The organism is Plantactinospora alkalitolerans (assembly GCF_015690345.1).
GTDB lineage: Bacteria > Actinomycetota > Actinomycetes > Mycobacteriales > Micromonosporaceae > Plantactinospora > Plantactinospora alkalitolerans.
The window spans coordinates 19,414-36,834 of the sequence record NZ_JADPUN010000102.1 but is presented as its reverse complement, the minus strand read 5'-3'; the positions used below and the strand labels follow the sequence as shown (position 1 = coordinate 36,834).

Here is a 17,421-nt window from a genome sequence, read left to right as displayed (position 1 = left end):
CGGTTGCCGCCGACCGGCGGGCGTACGGGACGGTCGCCGGTACCGGGCGACGGACCCAGCGGCTACCTTCGTACCCGTGGCGGAGCCGGCGGTGCGCACGACGGGACGAACGGGTCGACTGGTCATCCTGGTGGCCGTGGTGGCGGCGCTGGTCGCCGCCGGAGTCGGGGTCGGGCTGTGGCGGGGGTGGTTCGCCGACCCCTCGGTCTCGGACGCGCCACGGGCCCGGGCCGGCACGGTGGAGACGGTGGTCGGCGACCTGGCCGCGCCCTGGGGGCTGGCCTTCCTGCCCGACGGATCGGCGCTGGTGACCGAGCGGGACACCCGGCGGATCCTGCGGGTCTCCGGCACGACCGCCCGCGAGGTGGCCCGGATCGACGAGGCGGCTCCGGCGGGCGAGGGTGGACTGCTCGGCATCGCCGTCTCCCCCGACTACGCCCAGGACCGCTGGGTCTACGTCTACTACACGGCGGCCGAGGACAACCGGATCGCCCGACTCCGCCTGGGTGAGCGCCCCGAGCCGCTGCTGACCGGCATCCCCCGGGGCAGCCGGACGCACAACGGTGGACGGCTGGCCTTCGGACCCGACGGGATGCTCTACGCGGGCACCGGCGACGCGGGGCAGCGTGACGCGTCGCAGGACCGGGACAGCCTGGCCGGCAAGATCCTCCGGATGACCCGGGACGGTCGGCCGGCGCCCGGAAACCCGTTCGGCTCGCTCGTCTACAGCTACGGCCACCGCAACGTGCAGGGTCTGGGCTGGGATGCCGCCGGCACGATGTACGCGTCCGAGTTCGGGCAGAACCACTACGACGAACTCAACCGGATCTCGGCCGGCGGCAACTACGGCTGGCCGGAGGTCGAGGGCGACTCCGACGACTCCCGGTACGTCGCGCCGATCGCGACCTGGGGCACCGACGAGGCATCGCCCAGCGGTATCGCGGTGGTCGGCGACCGGGTCTGGCTGGCCTGCCTGCGCGGCCAGCGGCTCTACCGGATCGGCGCCGGCGGGCAGGACCCGGAGGCGCTGCTGACGGACGAGTACGGCCGACTGCGGCACGTCGCCGCCGCCCCGGACGGATCGCTGTGGGTGCTCACCTCCAACCGCGACGGCCGCGGCTCGCCGAACGACGGCGACGACCGGATCCTGCGCCTGGTGCCGTGACGCCCGGCCCGGGTCGGACCGCCCGGGTCAGACCGCCCGGGTCAGACCGCCCGGGTCGGACCGCACGGGTCAGACCGCGTGTTCCGGGGCCGGTAGCTCGGTGAACGGAAACCGGAGCCGGAAGTCCGGCCACGGGACGGTGAGGCGCAGAGAGTCGTCGCCCCGGTCGACGTCCACCCGCAGATCCGCGATCTCACCCAGGTCGGCGAGTGACCGGCGGGCCTGCTCCACGGTGACTCCGGCGTTGCCGGCCAGGCTGGCCAGGCTGGTGCTGACCACCCGGCGGCGCCAGCGCCGTCGGGTCCGCAGGGCGAGCCGGCGGACCTCGATGGCCACCAGGACGGCCTGGTCGTCCCGCTGCGCCCGGACCTCCAGCTCCTGTTCCTCGATCGAGAGCGGCAGCACGTCCAGCGGGTCGCGGTCCAGCCGGGGCAGCACCCACGGATCCTCGTCGCCGGTCTCGGTGGGAACGTCCTCGGCCATCTCGAACAGTCCGAACCCGGCCAGGCAGAGCAGCAGCTCACCGACGGTGTGCGGGACGGGCAGCCCGCGTCGCCGGCACATCTCGGCGAACAGTTCGATCCGGGTCGCCCGTACCCGCACCATCCAGGCGTAGTGCTGGCGTGCGTGCAGTTCGGCCTCGTCCGCGTCACGTCCGGCGCGACGCCGTCGAGCACGGGCCACCCAATCGTCGACACTGCCCGGATCGCACCACGCCGAACTGTCCCAGGGCACCACGCTGGTCCAGGCCGAACGGCGGAACCGGGACTGCCCGGGAACGACGGTGAGGTAGACGAAGGCGCAGGGTAGCCACCGGGTCCAGGACGGCTTGAGGGAGGCCCGCTGCCAGCGAGGGGTCACCGGACGAACGATACCGCGACTAGGCGTACACGTGGGGGCACCCATGGTGACCCCGGTGGTACGGATCGTCCGGGCGAACGTCCGATCAGGACGGTCCGGCGAGCACCTCCGCGACCGCCCGCCCGGCGGCCCGGGACGCGCCGTACGTCGCCAGGTGGACCCGGCCCGCCACGGTCGACGGTACGCCGAGCTCGACCACGACGGCCTCCGGACGGCTCGCCAGGATCCGGCGTACCGCGTGGGTCATCCAGCCGTGCCGGTGCAGGTCCCGTACGACCAGCACCAGTGGTCGCCCGTCCGCCAGCCGCAGCGCGCCGGCCGGCACCTCGCCGTCCTCGCCGAGATCGTCGGCGGCCAGCCGCACGGTGGTGGTGCCGGGCAGCAGCGCGGCGAGTGGTGCTCCCACCCCCCACGGGGTCTCGGCGCCGATCGCGATGTTGCGCGGCGGCTCGAACTCCAGCACGTGCGCGGGACCGGTCAGCGGCAGACCGGTCGCCCCCGTGGCGGCGGTCAGCCGGACGGCACGCCGGGCGGCGGCCAGACCGAGTGCGGAACCGTCCGGAACGGAGCCTGCCCAGGCCGGCAGCTCGGCGCGGGCCGCCGCACTCCACCCGGCCAGCAGTCCGACCCGCTTGGCGGCCTCGACCAGCCGTTCCTCCGGCAGCACCCCGGTGGTCACCGCCTCGACGATCGCGTCCCGCAGCCGCAGGGCGTCCACCTCGGCCGCGTGCTCGCCGCCGACGCAGATCGCGTCCGCTCCGGCGACCAGGGCCCGCACCGTCGCCCCGGCCAGGCCGTAGCGGTCGGCGACCGCCCGCATCTCGATGGCGTCGGTGACCACGACCCCCTGGAAGCCCAACTCGTCGCGGAGCAGATCGGTCAGCACCCGCCGGCTCAGGGTCGCCGGCCACTCCTCGTCGATCGCCGGGACCAGCAGGTGACCGGTCATCACCGCCTGCACGCCGGCGTCGATCGCGGCCCGGAACGGCGGCAGCTCACAGCCGTCGAGCCGGGCCCGGGAGACCCCGATCCGGGGTACGTCGAGGTGCGAGTCGACGCTGGTGTCGCCGTGTCCCGGAAAGTGTTTGGCACAGGCGGCCACCCCGGCGGACTGCAGACCCCGGACCCAGGCGCCGGTGTGTCGGGCGACCAGCGCCGGGTCGGATCCGAAGGACCGTACGCCGATGACCGGGTTGTCGGGGTTGGCGTTGACGTCGGCGTCGGGCGCGTAGTTCAGGGTGATGCCGGCGGCGGCGAGTTCCGCCCCGAGGTCCCGGGCGACCGCCTCGGTCAGCTCGGGATCGTCGATCGCACCGAGCGCCAGGTTGCCGGGCCGGGAGCTGCCGGGTCCGGACTCGATCCGGGTGACGTCGCCGGCCTCCTCGTCGATCGCCACCAGTACGTCCGGCTTCTCCGCCCGCATGGCGGCGGTGAGCGCACCGACCTGTTCGGCGTCCACCACGTTGCGGGCGAACAGCACCACCCCGCCGAGGCCCTCACCGAGCCACCGGCGTACCCAGTCCGGCGGTCGGGTGGTTCCCACGAAGCCCGGCTGCAGTACCGCCGCCGCCAGGCTGGACAGGTTGTCCGTCGTTCCGCTCATCCCGCCGGTTCCCCCCGCATCTACTGTGGACCGCCAACACCACCGCCCTGGTCGCGGCGGGTGCTGCCATGGTCACACCAGCCCAGCAAATAGTCAAGAAACCTTCCTATTAACCGGAACGCGGCCCGACGTGCGAGAGTGCAGAGATGGAGCCCAGTACCTCCGGAGCCGGGCAGCACCTCGGCGAGCTGCCGTACCACCTCCTCGCCGCCGAGGGCACGAGCTGGTACGACATCCCGGGCGTCCGGTTGGTGGGAGCCGTCCTCGGCACCCTGCTGCTGATCGCGGCACTCCGGTCGATGTTCGGCCGCGGCGGCCGCTAGTCGGCGACCGCCCACGGACGTGTCCTGTGCACCCGGACCCGAGCCGGCGACCGGCGAACCCGACGCCCACGCGCCGGAGGTGGCCGGGAGGGGCCACCCCCTCCCGGCCGTCGATGTCGTTCCCTCCCGACTATCGAGCTAGGCGACTACGCCGTAACTGGGTTTGCCCGCCCACTCGTAGCTGGCGTACACGACGCCGGTGCCGGTGGTGGTCGACTCGGTGAGCCTCAGCCCGGCCGGGGTGGCCCCCTCGGCGAAGAGCCGCTTCCCCTCGCCGAGGACGACGGGGAAGATCAGTAGCTGGTACTCGTCGACCAGCTCGGCCTCCTGCAACGTACGGAGCAGGTTGCTGCTGCCCTGAACGAGGATCTCGCCGTTGGTGCTCTGCTTGAGTTCGGCGATCGTCTCCGCGGCCTCACCCACCAGCACCCGGGTGTTGTTCCACCCGGCGGTCATCGGCGTCCTCGTGGCGACGTACTTCGCCATACCGTTGATCTTCTCGCCGCCCTCCTCGTCCGGCACGTTGGGCCAGTGCGCGGAGAGGATCTCGTACGACCTGCGGCCCAGCAGCATGCCGTCCGCCCGGTCGAACACCTCGGTCATGATCTGGCCGAACTGCTCGTCCACGAGCGGGGGCAGCCATCCGCCGTGCGGGAAGCCGTTCGAATCGTCCTCGCCGACCCCGCCGGGGCCCTGCATGATCCCGTCCAGGGACAGGAAGGTGGAGACCACCAGCTTGCTTGTCATCGCCTGATTCCTCTTTTCGGTGAAACTGTCCTGAGGAACTCGACCCAACCGGCCGTGCCCGCGTCACGGGCGGCTCGGTGTCGTCGTGTCCCGCCTGCATCGACAGCCTCTCCGGCCGCGTTATCGATCGGTATTCGGCTCGTTATCCACCGGCCGGGCCGCCCTCGGCCCTGGTCAGCAGCTCGAGCGTCCTCGACACGAACGTGGGCGTGCCGATGTCCCGAAACAGCTCCAGCGCCCCGCGCAGGTACGTCGTCGCCGCTCGGGGCTCGTCCCGGGCCAGTTCGAGCTCGCCCAGTACGAGCAGTACGTGTGCCTCGCAGAGCCGGTCACCGACGCTGGTCGCCGCCCGCAGCGCGTCGTGCAGGGTTCTTTCCGACTCGGTCACGTTGCCGGTCCGAAGTTGCGCGGTGCCCAACCCGCACAGCGCGAATGCCCGGCCGATCGGGTCACCGGTGTCCTCGACCGTGGCCAACGCCGCCGCGTAGGCGTCGACGGCCGGCATTGGTTCGTCCCGGTGCAGGTGGGTCTCGCCGAGCCGGTGCAGCACCTGCGCCTCGATCCGGCGGCTGCCGCCACGCCGGCTGAGTTCCAGTGCCTCGGTCAGCACCCGGTGCGCCCCGTCCGGGTTCCCGTTCTGAAGTTCGATCGCCGCCAGGTTGTGTAGCGCGAAGGCCGAGTGAACCAGGTCGCCGGCACGCTGGAAGATCGCCAACGCCTGCCGGCACCGGGTCATGGCGTCGTCGATTCGGCCCGCCAACCGATCGATGACCGCGATGTGCAGGAGGACGTGGGCCCGCGCGCCCTCGTTACCGGTGGAGCGGAACAGGTCGAGCGCCGTGTCCAGGAACGGCCGGGCCTCGGTGAACCGCCGCTGCGCGTCGAACAGCGACCCGAACGAGTACGACAGCACCGCCTGGCCGTGCCGGTCCCCGGCCCGGTGGGCGGCGTCGAGGGCGATCGCGTGGGTCTCGCGCCAGTCGTCGAAGTAGCCCCGCATCTCGTACAGCGTGACGGCATGCTGGGCCAGGTCCCAGGACAGGGCGACGAGACCGGCTCCGGCCGCCTGGCGTACCGCGGCCAGCATGCTCAGCCGTTCCCGCTCCAGCCAGGTGATCGGCTCCGACACCAGTTGCCCGGTCAGCCGCTCCGGCACCGGCCAGCGCCGCGCGTCGCTGCGCAGGTGGCGATGCTCGGTGCCGTAGCAGGTCCGGTGTGCGGCGCTGGCGAGGAACAGCAGAGCCCCGAGCGCCCGCTCCAGCGCGGGCCCGTGTTCGGCGACCGGCTCCTCGTCGGCGAGCCGTTCCCGGGCGAACGCCCGGATCAGGTCGTGGAACCGGTACTGGCTGTGCACGCCGCGCCCGGACCCGGTGGTCTCCAGCAGGTGTGCGTCGGCGATGCCGTCGAGCACGTCCTGTGCCTCGGTACCGGGCTCGTCGAGCAGTGCCGCGGCGACCCAGCCGGAGAAGTGCGGGAAGTCGAGGAGGGCGAGCCGCCGGAACAGCCGGCGGGCCTGCTCCGGAAGGCTGTCGTAGGTAAGCGAGATGCTGGCCCGGATGCCGAGTACGCCATGGTTGAGTTCGTTCAGCCGGCGGGTCTCGTTGCGCAACCGCTCGGCGAGTTGACCCACCGTCCACTGGGGCCGGGTGGCGAGCCGGGCACCGGCCACCCGTAGCGCGAGCGGCAGATGTCCACACAGCTCGGCGAGTTCCTCGGCTTCGGCCGGTTCGGCGCGCACCCGCTCCGGACCGGCCACCTGGGACAGCAGCTCGACGGAGTGGAGCGGATCGAGCAGGCCGACCTCGACGTGACCGGCGCCGGGCAGCCCGGCCAGCCGGCTGCGGCTGGTGACCAGGACGGCGGCGGAGGCGGTGCCCGGCAGCAGTGGAAGCACCTGACCCTCGTCGCCGGCGTTGTCCAGCACCACCAGGATCCGCCGGCCGGAGAGCAGATGGCGGTACATCTCCGCGCGTTCCTCGAGCGTCTCCGGCAGCCCGGTGCCCGGTACCCCCAGGACCCGGAGGAAACGCTCCAGGACCCGGCTGGGATCCACCGGCCGGGTGGTCTGTCCGCGCAGGTCGATGAAGAGCTGGCCGTCGACGTACCGGTTCGCGAGGCGGTGTCCCACGTGTACCGCCAGGGTCGTCTTGCCCACTCCGGCCATGCCGCTCGCCACCAGGACCGGCACCGCCAACCGGGCCCGGTCCGGCGACGCCTCGGTGAGGTGCCGCTCGATCGTGTCGGCCTGGTCGGTCCGACCGGTGAAGTCGGCGATGTCGGTGGGCAGCAGCCCCGGCGCGGCGGGAACCGCCGGGACCGGCCCGATGGCCGTCGGTTGAACCGACTCCCTGCGGAGCGACTCGGCACCGACCGCCTCGGTAGGGGGCGGCTCGGTACGGACCGCTTCGGCAGGGGGCGGCTCGGCCGGTTCCGGCGGACGGACCCGGGCGTTCCCGGTGAGGATGTCCTGTTCGAGGCGCTGGAGTTCCGCGCCGGGCTCGATGCCGAGTTCGTCCACAAGCGTGCGTCGGGCCCGCCGGTAGACCTCCAGCGCCTCGGCCTGCCGCTGCGACCGGTAGAGCGCAAGCATCAGTTGCCCGTGCAGCCGTTCCCGCATGGCATGCTGCTCGACGAGCGCGGTCAGCTCCGCGACCAGGTCGCGGTGCCGGCCCAGGCGCAGCTCCAGCTCGACACAATCCTCGACCAGGCTGATCCGCTGCTCGTCCAACCGGTCCGCCGCCGGCCGGAGCATCGGGCTGACGAGGCCGTCCAGGGCCGGGCCGCGCCACTGCGCCAGGGCGCGGCGGTAGTACTCGACGGCCCGGTCCAGCCGGTGCTCGTCGCGCAGCCGCCGGCCCTGCGCCGCTAGGTCCGCGAAGCGCCGCAGGTCGACCCGGGTTTCGGGGATCTGGAGCGCGTACCCCTGGGGGCGGGTGGCGATGAGGTCGTTCCCACAGCCGTGCGCGGCGAACAGCCGGCGCAGCACCGACACGCAGATCTGCACCTGGACCCGGGAGGTCGACGGTGGATCCGCCCCGTAGACGGCGTCCATCAGCCGGCTGACCGGGACCGGCCGGTTCGCCTCCAGCGCGAGGACCGCCAGCACGACCTGTTGCCGTGGGCCGCCGAGGTCCACCGGGTTGCCGCCGACCATGACCTCGAGCGGCCCGAGTACGCCTATCTCCAGTTCGCCGGCAGGCAGCGAGACGCTCATCGCGTTCGGTCGGTCGCGGGCGCGGCACGCGGCGGCGTCGACGGTCGCATGATCCTCCTGGAGGAACGGGTTGGTGCGACGGAGTGGGACGGTTCGCGTGGTGGAGCAGGTGGGGCGTTGCCGGCAGAACCACCCTAACAACGACGCCGGACGGCCGGATCGGGTCACGCCCGCCACGGGCGAGGCCGATCCGGTCCGGGGAGGACAGCGCCCACCTCTCCGCCGCCCGGTTGACTTTGGACCGCACAGGCTCCAGTATTCCACTACTTGATTAGTGAAAGGGGGATGGCGGTGATCGACTTCCGTCTCGACGCCCGGTCGGGCGTCTCGACGTACCTGCAACTCGTGCAGCAGGTCAAGCACGCCCTGCGACTCGGACTCCTGCAGCCCGGCGACCGGTTACCGACGGCGGCGGAGGTGGTAGCCGCACTCGCGATCAATCCGAACACCGTGCTGAAGGCCTACCGCGAGCTGGAACGGGAGGGACTGGTCAGCGGACGGCCCGGCCTCGGCACCTTCATCGAGCGGAGCCTGGGACAGTCCTCACCGGCCGACCAGGCACGCCTGCGGCGCCAGCTGGCCGGATGGATGCGCTCCGCGTACGGGGCCGGCCTGGCCCGCGAGGACATCGAGGCGCTGTTCGCGGCCGCCCTGCGGGACACGGCCCGGGAGGGCGCCGCATGACGCCCGCCATCGAGTCGCGTGACCTGGGCCGGCGGTACAGGCGCACCTGGGCGCTGCGGGGATGCACGCTTGCGCTGCCGGAAGGCCGGGTGATCGCCCTGGTCGGCCCGAACGGGGCGGGCAAGAGCACCCTGCTGAACCTGGCCGCAGGGCTGCTACAGCCCTCCGAGGGCACCCTGCGGATCTTCGGAGAACCACTGGACGACCGGCCGGCGGCGCTCGCCCGGATCTCGTACATGGCACAGGAAACCGCGCTGTATCCCACATTCACCGTCGCCGAGTTGCTGACCTTCGGCCGCCGGCTCAATCCCGGTTGGGACGACCGGTGGGCCCGCGAGAGGCTGAGCAGGCTACGGCTGCCCAGCGACGTTCCGGCCGGACGCCTGTCCGGCGGCCAACGGGCCCAGGTCGCGCTCGTGCTCGCCCTCGCCAAGCGCCCTCGGCTGCTGTTGCTCGACGAGCCGCTGGCCAGCCTCGACCCGGTCGCCCGGCACGACGTGATGGCGCTGTTGATGGAGAGCGTCGCCGAGGCGGGCATGACGGTGGTGCTCTCCTCGCACATCATCTCGGACCTGGTCGACACGTGTGACTGGCTGGTGACCATCAACCAGGGACGGGTACAGGTCAGCGGCGACATCGACGAACTGCTGGCCACCCACCGCCTGCTCACCGGTCCACGAGAGGCACTCGACAGCCTGCCGCCGCGACTGCCGGTGGTCGCCCACACCGTCAACGGACGACAGGCGTCCGTGCTGGCCCGGATCGGCGCACACCGCCTCGCCCCGGTCTGGACCGTGAACGAGGTCAGCCTGGACGAGCTTGTCCTGTGCTACCTGCGCCAACCCGCGTCCAGCGCCCTGCCCGGCCCGACCTCGGTGCGCTGAACCGGATCTTCGATCCCCGATCCCACACCTCCGAAAGGGACTGTCCATGCTCTGGCTGACCTGGCGCCAGCACCGCTGGCAACTGATCGGTGTCGCGGTGGTGGTGGCCGTCTACTGCGGTTACCTGGTGTACGCGGGACTGCAGGCGCACCAGGCGTCGCAGGTACTGGACGCGTGCTCGTCCGGCAGCGGCGCCGGACTCCCGTCCCCGTCCTGCGAGAGCGCCAGCAGCACCGTGAACGACGTCCATAGCTCGATGATCAACGTGGTGACGTTCGGCAACCTCCTTCCCCTGGCCGTCGGCATGTTCTGGGGCGCGCCGCTGATCTCCCGCGAGCTGGAGCAGGGCACGTACCGGCTGACCTTCACCCAGACCGTGAGCCGGCGCCGGTGGCTGGCCGTCAAGCTCGGCATCCTCTCCGGCGCGGCCGCGCTCCTCGGCACGGTCACCGGCGCGGTGGTGAGCTGGTCACAGCAGGGCGCGAACGAACCGTTCGGGGACGATCGCCTGTTCAGCCAGGCCGGGGCCGTACCCGCGGCGACCTGGGTGTTCGCGCTGCTCACCGGCGCCACCCTCGGGCTGCTGCGCCGTACGACCGCCGCCATCGCCGTCACGCTGGTCGCGTTGCCACTGGTCTTCGCCGGACTGCTGTTCCTGCGCCCGCACTACCTGCCGCCGGCCGAGAGACTCGTCGGCGGCTCTGCCATGATCCAGGGCGAAGCGCCCAGCAACGACCCACGGGGCTGGCTGTTCAGCGTCTCCTACCTGGACCGGACAGGTCGTGAGCTGAGTCCCTCGGCGGCCGGCACGGTGTGTGCCGACCCGGCCAACACGTTCCCGAGCCCGCAGTGCCTGGACCGCACCGGCCTGCGGCAACGGATCGTCTACCACCCCACCGACCGCTACCCCTGGTTCCAACTGATCGAGATGGGGATACTCCTGACGGCAGCGGGAGCGATGGCGCTGGTCATCCGGTGGCGGGTCAGCCGCCATCTCGTCTGAGTGACCCACCGGCGGGGGCGGGCGGAGCCGGCGGCGATCTCCTCGTCGACTGTGTCTGCGTGGACGACGGGGTGGCCGTCAGATGGTTCGACTACGCCTCCGAGGACGCCTGGCTCCGCCGCGCGGTTTCGGTTTCCCGCACCGGGGGTACCTCCGGCCTCCGATGAAGCTGCCACCTCTGCACGCCACCCGACTCCGCCGGGCCGCCCGGCACCGGTTCGGCTGGCGCTCGCTGCGCCCCGACCAGCTCACCGCCATGCGGGCGGTGATGAAACGCCGGGACACCCTCGTGGTGCTGCCGACCGGAGCCGGCAAGTCCGCCGTCTACCAGGTGCCCGCGACACTGCTGCCCGGACCGACCGTGGTGATCTCCCCACTGCTGGCCCTGCAACAGGACCAGATAGCCGCGCTCAACGAACGCGGTCGGCCGGAGCTGCGCGCGGTCCGGATCAGCTCGGCCGAAAGCCCCAGCCAGCAGGCCGCCGCGCTGGCCGACATCCGGCAGGGTCGGGCACGGTTCCTGTTCACCACGCCGGAGCAGCTCAGCAATCCGGACCGGCTCACCGAGGTACGCGCACTGCGCCCGGCCCTGGTCGCGGTCGACGAGGCACACTGCATCTCCGCCTGGGGGCACGACTTCCGTCCCGACTACCTGGCGCTCGGGCATCTCATCCGAGGACTGGGTCGGCCACCGGTGGTCGCGCTGACCGCCACCGCCTCGCCACCGGTCCGCGACGACATCATCGCCCGGCTCGGGCTGCAGAAGCCCCGGGTCGTCGTGTCGGGGCTGGACCGCGCGAACCTGTTCCTGGAGGTGGCGAACTGTGCCACCGAGGACTACCGGTGGCGACGACTGGTCACGGTGCTCCGGGCCGACGAGCGCCCCGGGATCATCTACGTACCGACCCGGCGGGCCGCCGAGGAACTCGCCGACCGGCTCACCACCGCCGGCTTCGAGGCGGAGTTCTACCACGGCGGGATGCCGGCCGGCGCCCGCGAGGAACGACACGAGCGGTTCATGGCCGACCGGGTGCCGGTGATGGTCGCCACCTCGGCCTTCGGGATGGGCATCGACAAGCCGAACATCCGCTGGGTGGTACATCTGGCGCTGCCCGACGCGCCGGACAGCTATCTGCAGGAGATCGGCCGGGCCGGTCGGGACGGCGAGCAGGCCCGGGCGCTGCTGCTGTGGCGGGCCGAGGACGTCGGCCTCCGCCGCTACTTCACCGGCGGCACCCCGGACCCCGACGAGCTGCGTGACCTCGCCGCCCTGCTCCGCAGCGGCCCGCTCACCCGGACCGCGCTGCGCGAGCGCACCGGCCTCGGCGCCCGCAAGCTCGGACAACTCGTCGCACTCCTCGAACAGGTCGGCGCGGCGAGCACCCTGCCCAACCACCGGCTCGGCAGCCCGCCGTACGCCCCGGAACCGGTCGACGCGGCCACGGCGGCGCTCGCCGAGGCGGAACGGCAGCAGACCGTCCAACGGTCCCGGACCGACATGATGCGCGCATTCGCGGAGACCCGGAGTTGCCGGGGACAGACCCTGCTCGCGTACTTCGGTGAGCAGATGACCCGGCCGTGCGGACACTGCGACAACTGCCACGCCGGCGACGCTGTTCCGGGCGACGGAACGACGGCCGCCGCCGGGCGCGACCCGGACGACACACCGTTCCCCGTGCACAGCTCGGTACGACACCAGGAGTGGGGCTCCGGACTGGTGCTCGGCTACGAGGCGGACAAGATGACGGTGCTCTTCGACGAGGTGGGGTACAAGACCCTCTCCGTACCGGTGGTCAGCGAGCAGGGCCTGCTCGCCCCGGCGACCGACTGATCTACGGTGTGCGGGCGTACGACCCACGTCGTCCGCCGAGGTTGTCCGGGTCGCCTCCGGCGATTCGGTTTGCGGTGCGGCACGCCGTGCCGTGGGATGTGATGGTTTGCCATCTGTGAAGGGAGGTTGCCGTGACCGAGCAACCGCTGTATGCGAGCGAGTTCGGTTTTTCCGACGACGAGTGGGGTCTGCTCGTCGGTTTGCCGCAGTCGGTGCTGACCGCGGCCAGTGCCGCGGAATCGGACGGCAGCCGCCGGACCAGGACCGAGAACGCCGCCGGGCTGGAGTCGATCGCCGGCGGCCGCGAATCGGCCAGTCCGCTCGTGGCCGCCGTCGCCGGTGAACTCATCGCCAGGGTCGGCGACCCGGAGGCGGGCGAGGAACTGCCGGTGATCGAGCCGGCCGACCCGAGGGCGCTGATCGCCGACGTGCTCGACCGGGCCGCGAAGGCGTCCACGCTGCTCACCAACCGGGTTACCGAGGGCGAGGCCGGGGCGTACCGGCACTGGCTGCTCTCGATCGCCGAGCATGTGGTGACCGCGGCGTCGACCGGTGGCCTGCTGGGCCTCGGCGGCGACGAGGTGACCGAGTCCGAGCGCCGGTTCCGCGACGAACTGGCCCACGTACTCAACGACTGAAATCAGCAGCCGGCGGCCGGGCCGCGTCGTGATCCACGCCGCGGTCCGTCACCGTTTCGTTCGCAGCAGTTCCAGCACGGCGGCCTCGGCGTTGCGCCGGTCCGGGTCCGGGGCCGCGTCGAGGACCACGCCGTCGTGGTAGAGGTCGACGATCCTCGGATGCACGTAGGAGGCCCGGGCCACGGTCGGCGTGTTGCCCAGCAGCCCGGCCACCTCGCGCATCGCCGCCGCCACCGTACGTCGCCGCCCGCTGGTTGAACGTTGTGGGTCGCTGCGCGCCAACCAGGTGGCGGCCAGCACGGTGGCGTGCCAGGTACGAAAGTCCTTGGCCGTCATCTCACCCCCGCTCGCCCTCCGCAGGTAGTCGTTGACCTCGTCGCTCCGGACGTCCCGCCAACACCGGCCGTCCCAGTAGCCGAACAGCCGCTGCGCGGTGCGCCGACGCCGACGCAGGTCACGCAGTACCCGGCAGACCTGGGCGTCGTCGATCCGCCGCACCTGCGCGATCCCACCCTTGGCCGGGAACTCGAACACCACCGCGCCCTGACGGGTCCGGGTGTGCTCGGGACGCAGCGTGGCCACCCCGAACGTCGGGTCGTCGCCGGCCGCGTACTGGTCGCTGCCGATCCGGAAGGTCCCCATGTCCAGCAGGCTGGCCACGGTCGCCAGCACCCGGGGTCGGCCCAGGCCCCGCCCGGCCAGGTCCGCACCGATCCGTTCGCGCAGGATCGGCAGCCGGGTGGCCACCTCCAGTACGTGGTCGAACTTCGCCTGGTCCCGCCGGAGCCGCCAGGTCGGGTGGTAGAGGTACTGCCGCCGCCCGGCCGCGTCGGTGCCGACCGCCTGGACGTGCCCCGCCGGATGCGGACAGATCCAGACGTCTTTCCAGGCAGGGGGAATGACCAGGTCACGGAGCCGGGTCAGCTCTTCCCGGTCCCGGATCGGCCGGCCTTCCGTGTCCAGGAAGACCACGCCGCGACCGTGCCGACGCCGCCCGTACCCCGGTGCCGACAGGTCACTACGTCGTAGCCGCACCGCAGCTCCGTCCCGCCCGCTCCACCTCACCCACCACCGTCAACACCTCGTCCACCTCGATCGCCGCCAACGAAGGGTGCATCCCGGCCAGGTCCGCACCCGCGACGACCGACGCCGGCCCGGCCGAAACGGCAGGGTGCATCCCGGCCCTTGCGGGATCGGCACCGGCAATGACCGACGCCGGTGCCGACCGGGCCGGGGTGACGCTGGCGTGCAGCGCCCGGTGCCAGGGGCGGTCCGGTGGCGGCCCCCAGAACTCCGGTCGGACGGGCCCGAACAGAACGACGGAGGGGACCCGGTAGGCGGTCGCCAGGTGGGCGATTCCGGTGTCCGTACTGACCACCAGGCGGGCGTGCCCCACCACGGCAGCCATCTCCACCAGGTCGAGTCGACCGGCGAGCACCGCCGTGTTCGGCAGGCCGGCGCCGGCCACGATCCGCTCCGCCAGATCCCGCTCGTCCGGCGAGCCCGTCACCACCACCCGATGCCCGGTCCGGGCCAGTTCCCGGGCCAGCGAGGCGAACCGGCCCGGGGACCAACGGCGCGCGGTGCCCTTGCCGCCCGGATGCAGCACGCTCACCCCGACCGGTACCCGACGGGGTGCCGGGCGGCGCAGGTCCAGGTCGTCCGGATCGGCCGGAACGCCGTACCAGGTCAGCATGCGGCACCAGCGATGCACCTCGTGCTCGTCCTGTCGCCACTGTGGACCGTCGAGATGCCCGGCCTCGGAACACTGGAAGGCGCAGAGGCGTTCCGGGTCGGCGGAGCCGAGCAGCCGGTGCGACTGCGGCCCCCGCCCGTGCAGGTTGACCGCCCAGTACGGTGCCGGCCCGGCCCAGTCGACCGGGTCCAGCCCGTTGGCGGGAATGACGTTGTCGACGTCGCCGATCAGCTCCGCCAGCGGGGTCAGCCAGTCCGGCGCGGCAATCGACAGGGTGTGTCCGGGGAACGCGGCGCGCAACCCGCGCAGCGCCGGGACCGCTGTCGCCAGGTCGCCCACCCCGAGCGCACGCAGCACCAGGATCACGGGTACGACGATTCCCGGTCGGCGCAGACCACCATCTCCCGGATCGCGCATCCGGCCGGCTGGCGCAGCGCGAACAGTACGGCCGAGGCAACGTCGGCCGGCTCGTTGAGTACGGCGTCGGCCCCGGGACGGTACTGCGGATCGCGCTCGTCGAAGAATGCCGTACGCATGCCGCCCGGAACCAGCAGTGTCACCCCGACCACGCCGGCCAGCTCGGCGGCGAGGGCCCGGGTGAAGCCCACCACGCCGAACTTGGCGGCACAGTAGGCGGTCGCGTCCCCGACCGCCTTCACGCCGAGGGTCGAGGCCACGGTCACCACCGTGCCGCCCGAGCGCTCCAGGTACGGCAGCGCGGCCCGGATCACCGCCGCGGTGGCCAGCAGGTCGATCGTGACGACCCGCTCCCAGGTCTGTGCCGGTACGTCGCCCAGCCGCCCCGGTACGTCGACACCGGCGGCGGTGACCACGCCGACCAGTCCGCCCGCCTGCTCGGCGAGTTCCCGGGTGGCCGCCTCGGCGGCGCGGGTGTCGGCCAGGTCGCATTCGAGCCACGGCACCCCGGCGGTCGGGGCCTGCCGGTCCAGTACGTACGGCCGACCGCCCACCCCGGCGACCGCGCTCGCCACCGCCGCGCCGAGCCCACTGGCGCCACCGCTGATCAGCACCGCGCCGCCGGAGGCCAGGAGATCGTCGGCAGCCGTCCTCCCGGCGCTCACCGGGCCCGTCCTCCCGGTCGGCCACCGGCCCGGGCAGCGGCGATCATCTCGCTGGTCGAGCGGCCGTCCAGGTACGGCACCACCACGGTGTTCCCACCCCAGCGGTGCAGGATCTCCGCCTCCGGCAGGTCCGGCCCGTCCGCACCGGTGCCGTAGTCGCCGCCCTTGACCCAGACGTCCGGGCGCAGCCAGGACAACGCCGCGTGCGGGGTCGACTCGTCGAAGATCAGTACGGCGTCCACGCAGCCGAGGGCGGCCAACAGGCGGGCCCGGTCGGCGTGCCGGACCAACGGCCGGTCCGGCCCCTTCAGCCCGGTCACGCTGTCGTCGGAGTTGACGCACACCACCAGGCAGTCCCCGAGTTGCCGGGCCGCCTCAAGCGTCGCCACGTGACCGGCGTGCAGCAGGTCGAAACAGCCGCCCGTCGCCACGACCGTGCCGCCGGCGGCCCGGACCCGGGCGACCACGTCACCGGCGGCCCGAGCGCCGATCCGGTCACTCCAGCCCACCGCCGTGACCGGCGCACCGGACCGGTCCTGGACACGGGTCCGTCCCTGCCCGGATGCTCCGGACCGGGTGCGGCCCGCCGAACCGGGCCGGATCGTGCCGGCCGACGAGGGCGCCTCACCGGCCGCTCGTACCGGCCCGGGGGCCGACCCGCCGACCGCTGGCACCGACCCGGGCGCCGTTCGTACCGGCCCGGGTGCCGACCCGCCGACCGCTGGTGTCGATCCGGGTGCCGGCCTGCCCACCGCTGGTGTCGACCTGGACGCCTTGCCGGCCGGGTGCACCGGTCCCGCCACCGAGGCGGCGGGCACGGCGGTCGCGACGCCACCGTCGGCCACGTACCCGGAAGCCTCGGCCACCGCCTGCTGCACGGCCTCGGAGACCAGCGCCCCGTCCGCAAGCGCCAGGGTCGCCGCGGCGGCGAACCGGTCACCGGCACCGCAGGTGTCACCGTCGGCGCAGGTCGGCGAGGCGACCGCCAGCGGCGTGGCGCCGGCGTGCGAGAGCAGGGCGCCCTCGCCGCCCAGGGTCACCGCCACCGCACCGACCCGCCACCGCTGGCGCAGGGCCTGGGCGCACCGCGAGGCGATCGCCAGCCGCGAGCCACCGCTCGCCAGCCCGGCCAGTTCCCGCGCCTCCACCTCGTTCGGGGTGGCCAGTCGTACGCCGGGAACCGCTGCCGGTCCCCGCGGATGTGGATCCCAGACGATCGGTGCGGTGGTGTTCGCCAGCGCCACCCGCAGGGCCGGCAGCCGAGCCACTCCCCGCCCGTAGTCGCTGACCAGGATCCCCGCCGCACCGGCCAGCAACTCCAGTACGGCGTCGCTCGGCTCACCGGGCGGCCCGGCCGGTCCACCCCGGTCGTGACGCAGCAGCACCCGCCCCCGGGTCCGCAGCCGGATCTTCTCCGGGGTGGCACCGGGCAGCGGAAGCCCGTATATCTGCACCCCGGCTGCGGTGAGCAGGGAACTCAGCCGCGCTCCCCCCTCGTCGTCGGCCAACGCCGTGACGAGGGCGACCTCGAATCCCCGTCCGACGGCGAAGAGCGCTGCCAAACCCGCCCCACCGGGTCGGTCGACGCTGTTGTTCTCGTCCAGCACCGGGACCGGTGAGTCCGGGCAGAGCCGGTTCACCACGCCCTCCACGTCCCGATCGAGCAGCGTGTCGCCCACGACCACCAGTT

15 protein-coding genes are annotated in these 17,421 nt (G+C 72.8%); 7 read left to right on the top strand and 8 right to left on the bottom strand.

Going from position 1 to position 17,421, the window contains the following annotated elements; genetic code table 11:
* Nucleotides 1–130: 130 nt before the first annotated feature.
* Nucleotides 131–1,165 (top strand): PQQ-dependent sugar dehydrogenase, encoded by a 1,035-nt coding sequence (locus I0C86_RS08715; protein WP_407676279.1) that lies wholly within the window; start codon nt 131–133, stop codon nt 1,163–1,165.
* Between the two features lie 69 nt (nt 1,166–1,234).
* On the opposite strand, the gene I0C86_RS08710 is transcribed toward I0C86_RS08715, so the two are convergent.
* On the bottom strand, nt 1,235–2,026 hold the full coding sequence (locus I0C86_RS08710; RefSeq protein ID WP_196200704.1) for a DUF6042 family protein: 792 nt from the start codon (nt 2,024–2,026) through the stop codon (nt 1,235–1,237).
* Between the two features lie 85 nt (nt 2,027–2,111).
* Nucleotides 2,112–3,629 (bottom strand): glycoside hydrolase family 3 protein, encoded by a 1,518-nt coding sequence (locus tag I0C86_RS08705; RefSeq protein WP_196200703.1) that lies wholly within the window; start codon nt 3,627–3,629, stop codon nt 2,112–2,114.
* A 146-nt stretch (nt 3,630–3,775) separates the two neighbouring features.
* Here I0C86_RS08705 and I0C86_RS08700 point away from each other — a divergent pair, with 146 nt between their 5' ends.
* Nucleotides 3,776–3,952, top strand: a complete 177-nt coding sequence (locus I0C86_RS08700; protein WP_196200720.1) for a hypothetical protein — start codon at nt 3,776–3,778, stop codon at nt 3,950–3,952.
* 138 nt (nt 3,953–4,090) lie between these two features.
* On the opposite strand, the gene I0C86_RS08695 is transcribed toward I0C86_RS08700, so the two are convergent.
* On the bottom strand, nt 4,091–4,699 hold the full coding sequence (locus tag I0C86_RS08695; RefSeq protein ID WP_196200702.1) for a dihydrofolate reductase family protein: 609 nt from the start codon (nt 4,697–4,699) through the stop codon (nt 4,091–4,093).
* Between the two features lie 142 nt (nt 4,700–4,841).
* The gene (locus tag I0C86_RS08690; RefSeq protein ID WP_196200701.1) at nt 4,842–7,913 is read right to left on the bottom strand and encodes an AfsR/SARP family transcriptional regulator; all 3,072 of its coding nucleotides are present in this window, start codon (nt 7,911–7,913) and stop codon (nt 4,842–4,844) included.
* 291 nt (nt 7,914–8,204) lie between these two features.
* Between I0C86_RS08690 and I0C86_RS08685 the strand changes: the two genes are divergently transcribed.
* The 5 genes from I0C86_RS08685 (at nt 8,205) to I0C86_RS08665 (ending at nt 12,953) form a co-directional block, all read left to right on the top strand.
* A complete protein-coding gene (locus I0C86_RS08685; protein WP_196200700.1) occupies nt 8,205–8,597 on the top strand; it encodes a GntR family transcriptional regulator in 393 nt (130 codons plus the stop codon).
* Nucleotides 8,594–9,481 (top strand): ABC transporter ATP-binding protein, encoded by an 888-nt coding sequence (locus I0C86_RS08680; protein ID WP_196200699.1) that lies wholly within the window; start codon nt 8,594–8,596, stop codon nt 9,479–9,481. Before I0C86_RS08685 ends, I0C86_RS08680 begins: the two co-directional genes overlap by 4 nt.
* A gap of 46 nt (nt 9,482–9,527) precedes the next feature.
* Entirely contained in the window at nt 9,528–10,484 is a 957-nt protein-coding gene (locus tag I0C86_RS08675; RefSeq protein WP_196200698.1) for an ABC transporter permease subunit, read from the top strand.
* Between the two features lie 163 nt (nt 10,485–10,647).
* Nucleotides 10,648–12,315, top strand: a complete 1,668-nt coding sequence (locus I0C86_RS08670) for a RecQ family ATP-dependent DNA helicase (protein WP_196200697.1) — start codon at nt 10,648–10,650, stop codon at nt 12,313–12,315.
* Nucleotides 12,316–12,446: 131 nt separating this feature from the next.
* Entirely contained in the window at nt 12,447–12,953 is a 507-nt protein-coding gene (locus I0C86_RS08665) for a hypothetical protein (RefSeq protein WP_196200696.1), read from the top strand.
* A gap of 48 nt (nt 12,954–13,001) precedes the next feature.
* Here the strand turns inward: I0C86_RS08665 and I0C86_RS08660 are convergent, their stop codons facing one another.
* From I0C86_RS08660 to I0C86_RS43085, 4 genes are read right to left on the bottom strand one after another with little or no spacing between them, the layout of a single operon-like run.
* Nucleotides 13,002–13,988 (bottom strand): DNA topoisomerase IB, encoded by a 987-nt coding sequence (locus I0C86_RS08660; RefSeq protein WP_196200695.1) that lies wholly within the window; start codon nt 13,986–13,988, stop codon nt 13,002–13,004.
* A complete protein-coding gene (locus I0C86_RS08655; protein ID WP_196200694.1) occupies nt 13,972–15,015 on the bottom strand; it encodes a glycosyltransferase family 9 protein in 1,044 nt (347 codons plus the stop codon). Before I0C86_RS08655 ends, I0C86_RS08660 begins: the two co-directional genes overlap by 17 nt.
* Nucleotides 15,012–15,698: an SDR family oxidoreductase gene (locus tag I0C86_RS08650; protein WP_196200717.1), complete on the bottom strand. Its 687-nt coding sequence runs from the start codon at nt 15,696–15,698 to the stop codon at nt 15,012–15,014. The genes I0C86_RS08655 and I0C86_RS08650 overlap by 4 nt, the downstream gene beginning before the upstream one ends.
* 29 nt (nt 15,699–15,727) lie before the next feature.
* The gene (locus I0C86_RS43085) at nt 15,728–17,416 is read right to left on the bottom strand and encodes a PfkB family carbohydrate kinase (RefSeq protein ID WP_407676278.1); all 1,689 of its coding nucleotides are present in this window, start codon (nt 17,414–17,416) and stop codon (nt 15,728–15,730) included.
* Nucleotides 17,417–17,421 lie beyond the last annotated feature (5 nt).

Coding starts and splice junctions, on each gene's coding strand:
- I0C86_RS08695 (WP_196200702.1), bottom strand. CDS start 4,699: ATGACAAGCAAGCTGGTGGTCTCCACCTTCCTGTCCCTGGACGGGATC.
- I0C86_RS08680 (WP_196200699.1), top strand. CDS start 8,594: ATGACGCCCGCCATCGAGTCGCGTGACCTGGGCCGGCGGTACAGGCGC.
- I0C86_RS08700 (WP_196200720.1), top strand. CDS start 3,776: ATGGAGCCCAGTACCTCCGGAGCCGGGCAGCACCTCGGCGAGCTGCCG.
- I0C86_RS08690 (WP_196200701.1), bottom strand. CDS start 7,913: ATGAGCGTCTCGCTGCCTGCCGGCGAACTGGAGATAGGCGTACTCGGG.
- I0C86_RS08670 (WP_196200697.1), top strand. CDS start 10,648: ATGAAGCTGCCACCTCTGCACGCCACCCGACTCCGCCGGGCCGCCCGG.
- I0C86_RS08705 (WP_196200703.1), bottom strand. CDS start 3,629: ATGAGCGGAACGACGGACAACCTGTCCAGCCTGGCGGCGGCGGTACTG.
- I0C86_RS08675 (WP_196200698.1), top strand. CDS start 9,528: ATGCTCTGGCTGACCTGGCGCCAGCACCGCTGGCAACTGATCGGTGTC.